Raw genomic sequence first — 9,658 nt, 5'->3', positions numbered from 1 at the left:
GGGGGGGGGGGGGGGGGGGGGAGCCACTGCACGGGCTGGCACCGCCGCATGAGTGGAGTGCGGCCGCGCGCAAACGCCGCATGCTGCCGCAGTGCAAGCCCTGCGCCCTTGGGCGCATCCACCAGCAGGTATCCCCTTTTTTCGCGTGCATCCGCGCTGCGCTGGCGCGGCAGCACAAGGCGGCATCACCGGGCAGCAGCGCCCCCCGCCCAGGCCTGGCAGCCCATGAACTCTTCGCGGCTGGACCAAGCTTGCTGGACGATGTTGTTTCCCATGCGCTGCAGCACCTCTGCCGTGGCCTTTTTGTCCTTGGCGGCCACGCAGGCCAGGCGGGCGTAGGTGTTGATGTTGTAAGGATCGGGGTGGCGTTGCACCAGGTCGTCGAAACCGGCGCGGATGCGCGGCCAGTCGACCTGCCGGTGGGTGAAGGCGGCCTGGCCGTTTGGGGCCAACTGGTCCTGCACGCTCCAGTAGAGCAGCGCGTACAGGGATTGCCCTTCGTGCGGTTTGGTGTTCTCCACCGCCTGGCCGGCCAGGTCGGCCAGCGCCTTGTGGCTGCCGCCCTCCTGCGGAACGCGGGTGGTGGCGATCCTGGTGTAGATGTCGGGGTGCTGGGGGAAGGCGGCTATGGCGTCCTGGGCCAGCTGGCGCTGTTCCTTTGCGGGCATGCGGGTGTTATGCGCCTGGGTCAGCAGGACGGCCCACCAATTGGGGTCCTTGCGGCCCCGCTCCGACTGGGCGAGCAAGAGCTTCTGGCCTTGCCGGTTGAGCTCCAGGGACTTGCCCGCGTCGCTGTCCCGAAGGCTCCAGGCCTGGTAGGCGTAGACCTTCGACAGGGCGATGGTGGCCAGGATGGACTGGGGGCGCGCAGCAAGCCACCGGGTAGCCTGGTGCTGCTGTGCTTGCCAGTAAGGCTCGTCTGCAGGAGACTGGCCTGGCCCCGGGCCGAAGGCGATGGAGCGCACCAGCCGGTTGGCAAGGCGGTGCCCGCCGGCGGTGCGTGTGTCCTGTTGCAGCGCCTTGTCGTACCAGGCATCCAGCGCGGCGTAGTCGCCGGCTGCAAACAGCCTTGTGAACCGTTCCGTGATCTGCTTGCGTTCGTCGATTTCGCCAGCGTGGGCGCCGTTGCCTGCCCCGCCCAGCAGCGACAGGGTCAGCACCACGGCCAGGGTTGCCAGGCGGGTGACGGATCGGTTCATGCGGTCCCTCTCTCTTTCATGGTAAGGAGTCTGGTCCGGCTGCGCAGCGCAACCGCGCGCGGTCCTTGAGCGCCGTGGCGCCCGGCGGCACCGGGCGGCCTGGCTGCGTCATCAGGCGGGTGTAGCTGTCGGCGCGGTAGGGGTGGGAAAGCGTTCGTCAGCTCTTCGTGAGCCTGCTGGCGATGTGCTGGCGTACTTGTCGCCCATGGATTGCGTCCCTCCCGCTTTCCTGGAAGGAATTTACACGGATTGTCCTGCGCGTCCAAGCGCGTTATGGATCAGCGCAGCGCGAACCCCGCCCCCTTGAGCGCCTCCACCAGCCGGTGCCTGCCTTTGAGCGAGTCGGCATTGGCCAGCCGCTGCAGCACCAGATCGCTCCAGTCCACCTCGGGCAGGCCCTCACTAACTTGGAAGTCGCGCAGCTGGGCGTCGTAATCGCCGATCTCGGCGGCCAGGCTGGCGGGTGCGGTGTAGCGTTCGTGGTGCAGCACGCTGGCTTGCGGCAGCCGGGGCTTGATGGCGGCGGGGCGGGCGGGATCGGGGTGGCCCACGACCAGGCCGAAGACGGGGAACACGCCAGCGGGTGTGCCCACCACCTGGGCGACCGCCTCGGGCTGGTTGCGCAGGGCGCCGATGTATACGGTGCCCAGGCCCAGCGCCTCGGCGGCGACCACGGCGTTCTGCGCGGCCAGGGCGGCGTCGATCACGGCCATGAGGTAGGTGTCCAGGTAGGGCAGGCCGTCGGCGGGCTGGTCCTTGTACTGCGATATGCGGGCGATGCGCGACAGGTCGGCCAGCCACACCAGGATGAGCGGTGCGGTGCGGATGTGCGCCTGGTTGCCCGCCAGCTCGGCCAAACGGTTGCGGCTGTCCTGGCTGTGCACGGCGATCACGCTCCAGGTCTGCAGGTTGGAGCTGCTGGGGGCCGACTGGGCAGCGGCCACCAGGGTCTGCACGGTGTCGGGTGGCAGCGCGTCGGGCAGGAAGTTGCGCACCGAGCGGTGCGACAGGATGTGCTCGACCACGGGGTGGCGGGGCACGGGCCAGGCGGCGGCCTGGGCGCCGTAGCGGGCCTGCAGGTAAGTAGGGGTGTAGGTCATGGGGCGCGGGCGTTTGTGTGGAAACTGGCCGCCAAGGTAGCACCACGCGGCCCGCCGCGAAGCATGAAAACCGCATATGGCTATGCGCTGTGCGGCCGGCGCCGGAGCCCGGGCATCCCCCCCCACGCCAGGGCGCCCGGCCTGGCGATACGCGGTGCCGGGCAGGGCGCTTTGCATTGCCATGACAATAGCCCCCATGTCCGAAGACGAAGAAGCACTGCGAGCCCATTCCGAAGAACTGCTGGCCCAGGTGGCCGCGCTGCCGCCGCTGCCGGGGGTGTACCGCTATTTCGACGCGCAGGGTGCGCTGCTCTACGTGGGCAAGGCGCGGCACCTGAAGCGCCGGGTGTCGAGCTACTTCACCAAGAACCATGGCGGCACGCGCATCGGCCACATGGTGAGCAAGATCGTGCGCATGGAGACCACGGTGGTGCGCTCCGAGGCCGAGGCGCTGCTGCTTGAAAACAACCTGATCAAGACGCAGAACCCCAAGTTCAACATCCTGTTCCGCGACGACAAGAGCTACCCCTACCTGAAGATCACCGGCGCGCCGGGCACGGCGGTGGGGCAGGGCTCGCCCTCGCAGGTGTTTCCGCGCATGGCCTACTACCGCGGCTCGGTGGACAAGAAGCACCGCTACTTCGGGCCTTACCCGAGCGCCTGGGCGGTGAAGGAGTCGATCCAGTTGCTGCAAAAGGTGTTTCGCCTGCGCACCTGCGAGGACACGGTGTTCGCCAACCGCACGCGGCCCTGCCTGCTGTTCCAGATCAAGCGCTGCTCGGGCCCGTGCGTGGACCTGGTCTCGCCCGAGGCCTATGCGGCCGATGTGCAGCACGCCGAGGCGCTGCTGCGCGGCGAGACGCAGGAAGTACTCAAGGCCATGGAGGTGCGCATGATGGCGCACTCGGACAAGCTCGAGTTCGAGCAGGCGGCCGATGTGCGCAACCAGATGCAGGCGCTGTCGCGCGTGCTGCACCAACAGTCCATCGAGACCGCGGACGACAAGGACGTGGACATCCTCGCCGTGCGCGTGCAGGGCGGCCGCGCCTGCGTGAACCTGGCCATGGTGCGCGGCGGGCGGCACCTGGGGGATCGGCCTTACTTTCCGGTGCATGTGGAGGACGCCGCGGCCATCCATGCAGAGGAAGAAGACGCCGGGGCCGGCGAGGGCGGCATTGCCCCTGCTGTACGCACGCGCCGCGTCGAGGCGCTGGTGCTCGAGGCCTTCATCGCCCAGCACTACATCGGCGTGCCCGTGCCACCGGTGCTGGTGTGCAGCGAGCCGGTGGACAAGGCGCTGATGGAAGCCCTGTCGGAGCAGACCGGCGTGCGCGTGAATGCCATCCACCAGCCGCGCGAGCAGCGCCGTGCCTGGCTGGACATGGCGCAGAAGAACGCCGACCTGCAACTGGCCCGGCTGCTGGCCGAGGAGGGCTCGCAGCAGGCGCGCACGCGCGCCCTGGCCGAGGCGCTGGACCTGCCGCCCGAAGACCTGGACCAGTTGACCATCGAGTGCTTCGACATCTCGCACACCGCGGGCGAATCGACCCAGGCCTCGTGCGTGGTGTTCCACCACCACAAGATGCAGAGCAGCGAGTACCGCCGCTACAAGATAGAAGGCATCACCGGTGGCGACGACTATGCCGCCATGCGCCAGGTGCTCACGCGCCGCTACAGCAAGGTGGTGGAGGCCGCGCGCGAGGCCGGCGGCATCGACTTTGCGGCCGCACCGCCGCCCGACACCGAGAACGCCGAGGGGGCCGTCAAGCCCAAGGGCGTGGCGCGCTTGCCCGACCTGGTGCTCATCGACGGCGGCAAGGGCCAGGTGGGCGTGGCGCGCGAGGTGTTCACCGCGCTGGGGCTGGACCTGACGCGCATCGTTGGCGTGGAAAAGGGCGAGGGCCGCAAGGTCGGCCTGGAAGAGCTGGTGTTCGCCGACGGCCGCGAGAAGGTCTACCTGGGCAAGGACTCGGCCGCGCTGATGCTGGTGGCCCAGATCCGCGACGAGGCCCACCGCTTTGCCATCACCGGCATGCGTGCCGCGCGCGCCAAGGTGCGCGTGGGCGGTGGCCAACTGGAGGAGATCCCCGGCGTGGGCCCCAAGAAGCGCGCGCGCCTGCTGCAGCGCTTTGGCGGCGTGCGCGGCGTGGCCAGTGCCAGCGTGGAAGACCTGGCGACGGTGGACGGCATCTCGCGCGATCTGGCCGAGGAGATCTACCGGGCACTGCGCTGAAGGCGCGGGTGCCGCGCGGCTTTTCGCGCGCGCATCATTTCGGGGCTGGGGGATATCACCAGTGGTGCACAATCGCGCCCATGTTCTGGACTATCCCCACCCTGATGACCTGGACGCGCATTGTCGCGATACCTTTGATCGTGGGGGTGTTCTATGCGCCAGTGGAGCCCGCCACGCGCAACCTGATCGCCACGGTGATGTTCGTGGTGTTCGCCGCCACCGACTGGCTCGACGGCTACCTGGCGCGCAAGCTCAACCAGACCTCGTCTTTCGGCGCCTTCCTGGACCCGGTGGCCGACAAGTTCCTGGTGTGCGCATCGCTGCTGGTGCTGGTGCACCTGCAGCGCGCCGATGTGTTCGTGGCGCTGATCATCATCGGGCGCGAGATCGCGATCTCGGCCCTGCGCGAATGGATGGCGCAGATCGGCGCCAGCAAGAGCGTGGCCGTGCACATGATCGGCAAGGTCAAGACCACGGTGCAGATGGTCGCCATCCCCTTCCTGCTGTACGACGGGCGCATCCTCGGGGTGATCGACACGGGCGTGTGGGGCACCTGGCTGATCTGGGCCTCGGCCGTGCTCACGGTGTGGTCCATGGTCTACTACCTGCAAAAGGCGTTGCCCGAAATCCGTGCCCGTGTGAAGTGATTTTTTCGTCTATCCGAAATCGCAAACCGGCATGGCTCTGCAGGGGCGCATGCCCCGTTCTGGGGCGCGCGCCGAGGCCCTGCTGACAGGGGCCGCGGCTGTCAATCGGGAATCGCGCGCATACGGCGCGTTTGAGACAAAAGCGCGCCGCAAGCCCAGACAGGGTGTGAAATACGACTAGAATTCAATCCATCGCTGTGGCAATGCAGCGTGTTGTATTGACACCTTGAAAGTCGATGGCTTTAATCTGATGCAGCAGCCCCTGCTGTGTACGCCAGTCATTCCCCCGTCTGCAGACACCCAGCCCTCACCGGTTGTGCCTTCTGACGTGTGAAGACCAGATACCCAAGACACACTTCATTCATCAACGCTTTTCCCGAGAGGCTTCTTGTGAACAAAACCGAACTGATCGAGCACATCGCTAACAACGCCGACATCTCCAAGGCCGCTGCAGCGCGTGCCCTGGAATCCACGATCGAGGCCGTCAAGAAGACCCTGAAAAAGGGTGGTACCGTTTCGCTCGTCGGTTTTGGCACCTTTGCCGTGGGCAAGCGCGCTGCCCGCACCGGCCGTAATCCCCGTACGGGCGATACGATCAAGATCAAAGCTGCTAAAGTGCCGAAGTTTCGTCCAGGCAAGGCTCTGAAAGACGCCTTGAACTGAAGACACGTTTGTTGTTGAGGCGGGGTCCTTAGCTCAGTTGGTAGAGCGGCTCCTTTACACGGAGTAGGTCGGCGGTTCGAGACCGTCAGGACCCACCACCACCGAACACGAAGGCGAACGCAAGTTCGCCTTTTTGTTTTTTGTCATTGAAAGTTCGATCATGTTTGAATCCATCCGCAAGCACTCCAAGATCATGATGCTCTTGTTGTTTTTGCTGGTCATTCCCTCGTTTGTGCTGGTAGGCATCGACAGCAACTACTTCTCCGAGAAGAGTGCCGTGGTTGCCCGTGTGGATGGCAACAAGATCACGCAGACCGAATGGGACAATGCGCACCGCGTCGAGAGCGACCGCATCCGCGCGCAGCAGCCCACCATGGACCCGAAGATGCTCGATTCGGCCGGCGCCCGCTACGCCACGCTCGAGCGCATGGTGCGCGAACGCGTGCTGGCGGCCGCTGCGCAGAAGATGCACATGATCACCAGCGATGCCCGCCTGGCGCGCAGCCTGGCCGAGATTCCGCAGATCGCCGCGCTCAAGCGCCCCGACGGCACCATGGACACCGAAGGCTACCGCGCCCTGGTGGCCCAGCAGGGCCTCACGCCCGCCGGCTTCGAGGCGCGCGTGCGCAACGACCTGTCGGTCAACCAGATCCTGGGTGGTGTGGTCGGCTCGGCCTTTGTGACCGATGCGCAGATCGCCCAGTCGCTCGACGCGCTCTACCAGCGCCGCGAGATCCAGGTGGCCCGCTTCAACACCACCGACTTCGCTGCCAAGGTGTCGCCCACCGACGCCGAGCTGGAGGCCTACTACAAGGCCCACCCCGCCCAGTTCAAGCAGCTCGAATCGGCCAACGTCGAGTACCTGGTGCTGAGCCTGGACACCGTGCGCGACAGCATCACGCTCAATGAAGACGACCTGCGCACCTACTACAAGGAAAACGCAGCGACCCTGGGCTCCAAGGAAGAGCGCCGCGCCAGCCACATCCTGATCAAGGCTGGCAAGGACATGCCTGCCGCCGACCGCGAGAAGGCCAAGGCACGCGCCACCGAACTGCTGGCCCAGGTGCGCAAGGCGCCCGCCACGTTTGCCGACGTGGCCAAGAAGAACTCGCAGGATGGCTCGGCCGCGCAAGGCGGTGACCTGGGCTTCTTCGGCAGGAAAGACATGGTCCAGCCTTTCGAGGATGCGACGTTCGGCCTCAAGAAGGGCGAGATCAGCGATCTGGTGGAAACCGACTTCGGCTACCACGTCATCCAGGTCACCGACATCAAGCCCTCGCGCGTGCCGCCGTTCGAAGAACTGCGCCCCGCCATCGAGAAGGACCTCAAGGCCCAGCAGGCGCAGCGCAAGTACGCCGAAGTCGCCGAATCGTTCGCCAATGGCGTGTACGAGCAGGCCGACAGCCTGGCCCCGGTGGCCGAGAAGCTCAAGCTCAAGGTGCAGACCGCCAATGGCGTGACGCGCACGCCCGTGCCCGGCGCCACCGGCCCGTTTGCCAACGCCAAGTTCCTCGAAGCCCTGTTCTCGTCGGACTCGGTGCAGAACAAGCGCAACACCGAAGCCGTGGAAGTGGGCACGAGCCAGATGGCATCGGGCCGCATCGTCTCGTACACCCCGGCCGAGACCCTGCCGCTGGACAAGGTGCGCGACAAGGTGCGCACGCTGTACGTGGCCGAGAAGGCCGCCGAGCTGGCCCGCAAGGAAGGCGAGGCCAAGCTGGCCGAGTACACCGCCAAGCCCGACACTGCCAGTGGCCTGACCGCCCCTGCCGTGATCGCCCGCGACACGCCCATGAACTTCCCGCGCCCCCTGATCGACGCCGCCTTGCGTGCCAACGCCGACAAGCTGCCCGCATGGACCAGCGTGGACCTGGGCGCCGGCCAGGGCTTTGCCGTGGTCAAGGTCAACCGCATCGTGCCGCGCGACAAGCCCGAGGCGCAGCGCGCCCAGCAGGAGCGCATGCAGCTCATGCAGTGGTGGAGCACGGCCGAGGGCGTGGCCTACTACGAGATGCTCAAGGAGCGCTTCAAGGTCGAGATGAAGGTGGCCCGTCCCTCGGAGTTCACCGTCACCCAGACAGAAAATTGAAGAATTTGGCGCCGGGGGTAAAAACCCGGGTTATAATTTGAATCTCAAACGGTGGCTGTAGCTCAGTTGGTAGAGTCCAGGATTGTGATTCCTGTTGTCGTGGGTTCGAGCCCCATCAGCCACCCCAAAAAATGCCAGTAAAAACAAGGACCTTCGGGTCCTTGTTTCGTTTCAGGGGCACGCCAGGGGCGAAGCGGGAATCGCTGACGGTTGTCCTGTGCTTTGGTGGCCTCATCGGACTGCCAGACTTCGACGGGTCTTGCTGTCTCTAAGCAGATCGACTCACTCAAGCATCGCCCGCAGGCACTGCCTCAATACGTCATGCGGGATGCATGTCGCCTTTGACTGTCGCCATCAATATGTCGCTTCGAGGTGGGGATCCTCTGTCCTGAGTCGAGCAGGCTGCGGGCAGGGCCTGTCTTGACAACGCGATCTCTGACAGCCACGCTCTGCTTGTGGGATAATTTTAAAGTGATATCACGTTAAAATTATTATGGCGGGAAGATCCAAGAAATCGTCGTCGGCGTCCGAACCTGCTGTACCGGCACCCTCGGAGAAGTGGGAAGTCATCTTTCACGATGAGTTTTTGCCGGAGTTCCGCGCGTTCGACTTGGACGTACGCCGCGAACTGGCTGCTGCTGCCAAGGCCATCGAACTGGCAGGGCCGAAGACAGGACGGCCTCATGTCGACACGCTCAATGGCTCGAAGCACGACAACATGAAGGAGTTGCGCTTCAAGGCCCACAACGGCTCGGAGATCTGGCGGGCGGCTTTCGCCTTCGATCCCCAGCGAAAGGCCTATGTGCTGGTGGCTGGCGATAAGCAGGGACAGGACGAGGCAGCGTTTTACAAAACCCTGATCAAGACTGCCGACAAGCGGTTCGACGCCCACCTGAAGAAGCTCGCCAAGGCGAAGAAGGAATCACCATGAGCACCACACTGCAAAGCATCATCGAAGAGTTTTCTGCTGAGGATCAAAAGCTCATCCAGAGCAAGGCGAGCGTCCTGGCCGAAGAGATGGTTCGCCACGCGGACTCGCTGGCCGAGGTCCGCGCGGCATTGGTCAAGACCCAGGACGAAGTGGCGCGAGTGCTCAATGTCAAACAAAACGCCGTGGCTCAGTTGGAGAAGCGTTCGGACCTGCTGCTCTCGACGCTGCGCAAGTACGTGGAAGCCATGGGCGGAGAACTGGCCGTGGCTGTCAGAACGGGCGCGGGGACTGTGATCATGCTTGATAGCCTGAGCTCCCTGGCCAAGTCATCGACGCCACATCGCGCGCGCGCGTCCGGTGTGGCTCGCAAGTCGGCAGCTCGTTCTGCCAGCAAATCCAAGCTCAAGGTTAAGCACGAAGGAACTGCGGTTGCCTGACGCTTGACTCCGACGGCGGAACGACAGGAGTTCCGTGCGATGCTGCCAATCAGCAGCATCGCAAGACCGCCACGCTCAGCTGCCAGGGGTAGACGCATTTCGAGGCGCTGCTCGCTCGCATTCAGCAGTGCATTGGCGATGCGAGCACACTGCAGCTTCACTTGGCCGGCATCAGCTTACGCCGCCGATCACAGCAAGGGCACGACCATCGAGCGGTTCATTGAGGTGGTCGACGACTACATCCGCTGGTACAACGAGAAGCGGATCAAGATCTCTCTTGGCTCCCTCAGCCCTATCGAATACCGGGTGAGCCTTGGACTTGCGGCATAAAACCAGTCCAAGTTTTTATCCGCACCCCC

8 protein-coding genes, 2 tRNA genes and 1 pseudogene are annotated in these 9,658 nt (G+C 65.0%); 9 read left to right on the top strand and 2 right to left on the bottom strand.

What is annotated here, in order from left to right:
• Positions 1–185: 185 nt before the first annotated feature.
• Entirely contained in the window at positions 186–1,199 is a 1,014-nt protein-coding gene (locus PMI14_RS25125; protein WP_007858663.1) for a DUF4034 domain-containing protein, read from the bottom strand.
• Between the two features lie 278 nt (positions 1,200–1,477).
• Positions 1,478–2,299, bottom strand: coding sequence for an NADPH-dependent oxidoreductase (locus PMI14_RS25120; RefSeq protein WP_007858661.1), 822 nt, complete (start codon positions 2,297–2,299; stop codon positions 1,478–1,480).
• Positions 2,300–2,495: 196 nt separating this feature from the next.
• On the opposite strand from PMI14_RS25120, the gene uvrC reads away from it, so the two are divergent.
• From uvrC to PMI14_RS34395, 9 genes and pseudogenes are all read left to right on the top strand, one after another.
• Positions 2,496–4,532: an excinuclease ABC subunit UvrC gene (gene uvrC, locus PMI14_RS25115; RefSeq protein ID WP_007858659.1), complete on the top strand. Its 2,037-nt coding sequence runs from the start codon at positions 2,496–2,498 to the stop codon at positions 4,530–4,532.
• Between the two features lie 80 nt (positions 4,533–4,612).
• Entirely contained in the window at positions 4,613–5,179 is a 567-nt protein-coding gene (gene pgsA / locus PMI14_RS25110) for a CDP-diacylglycerol--glycerol-3-phosphate 3-phosphatidyltransferase (protein ID WP_007858658.1), read from the top strand.
• A 390-nt stretch (positions 5,180–5,569) separates the two neighbouring features.
• On the top strand, positions 5,570–5,842 hold the full coding sequence (locus PMI14_RS25105; protein ID WP_007858657.1) for an HU family DNA-binding protein: 273 nt from the start codon (positions 5,570–5,572) through the stop codon (positions 5,840–5,842).
• A gap of 22 nt (positions 5,843–5,864) precedes the next feature.
• Positions 5,865–5,940 (top strand) — tRNA-Val (locus PMI14_RS25100).
• Between the two features lie 62 nt (positions 5,941–6,002).
• Positions 6,003–7,931 (top strand): SurA N-terminal domain-containing protein, encoded by a 1,929-nt coding sequence (locus PMI14_RS25095; RefSeq protein ID WP_007858656.1) that lies wholly within the window; start codon positions 6,003–6,005, stop codon positions 7,929–7,931.
• Positions 7,932–7,982: 51 nt separating this feature from the next.
• Positions 7,983–8,058: transfer RNA gene (locus PMI14_RS25090), tRNA-His, on the top strand.
• Between the two features lie 366 nt (positions 8,059–8,424).
• Positions 8,425–8,862, top strand: a complete 438-nt coding sequence (locus PMI14_RS25085) for a type II toxin-antitoxin system RelE/ParE family toxin (protein WP_007858655.1) — start codon at positions 8,425–8,427, stop codon at positions 8,860–8,862.
• The gene (locus tag PMI14_RS33730; protein WP_007858653.1) at positions 8,859–9,299 is read left to right on the top strand and encodes an XRE family transcriptional regulator; all 441 of its coding nucleotides are present in this window, start codon (positions 8,859–8,861) and stop codon (positions 9,297–9,299) included. Before PMI14_RS25085 ends, PMI14_RS33730 begins: the two co-directional genes overlap by 4 nt.
• Positions 9,300–9,494: 195 nt before the next feature.
• Positions 9,495–9,629: pseudogene (locus tag PMI14_RS34395) on the top strand (IS3 family transposase); the annotation flags it as partial.
• Positions 9,630–9,658: the final 29 nt, after the last annotated feature.

The sequence above is a fragment of the Acidovorax sp. CF316 genome (genome assembly GCF_000276605.1).
In the GTDB taxonomy this organism is placed as follows: Bacteria; Pseudomonadota; Gammaproteobacteria; order Burkholderiales; family Burkholderiaceae_C; genus Acidovorax.
The sequence above is the reverse complement of the archived record's forward strand: the minus strand, read 5'-3'. Positions and strand labels throughout refer to the sequence as shown.